The organism is Mesorhizobium sp. M8A.F.Ca.ET.208.01.1.1, assembly GCF_004791315.1.
Taxonomy (GTDB): domain Bacteria; phylum Pseudomonadota; class Alphaproteobacteria; order Rhizobiales; family Rhizobiaceae; genus Mesorhizobium.
The window spans coordinates 1-377 of sequence record NZ_SRUT01000100.1 but is presented as its reverse complement, the minus strand read 5'-3'; the positions used below and the strand labels follow the sequence as shown (position 1 = coordinate 377).

General features: G+C 70.3%; 1 pseudogene. It reads right to left on the bottom strand.

Annotated elements, in window-relative coordinates:
* Positions 1-25 precede the first annotated feature (25 nt).
* A pseudogene (locus tag EN851_RS34465) lies at positions 26-377 on the bottom strand (GNAT family N-acetyltransferase); the annotation flags it as partial.

Here is a 377-nt window from a genome sequence, read left to right as displayed (position 1 = left end):
CAGTAGGCTTCGCCGCGGCGCTCACTCACAATTCGAGCCTCCTGAGCAGGGGAATGCCGACCCGCGCCAGCACGGTCTCCATGATGCGGATCGCCACGCGCCGGCGAAGCGGGAGATGCCCGGCATAGACGGCGTTGTATTCGATCGCGGCGACCGCGCCGCGCCGGCGCTTGAAGCCGGCGGCCCCGGCGCTCATGTTGAAGAACAGGCCGCGCGCCGTGGCACGGTCCTGCGCCATCGCCATCACCATGCGATAGAGGCCCTCCTCTATCGGCAGCCCGGTGTCGTAGCCGACGATCGGCTGGGTCAGCGTGCCGCCGTTCTCGAACAGGCCGGTGACGGCGACGAGTTCGCCGCCCGGCCGACGCAGGCCGACC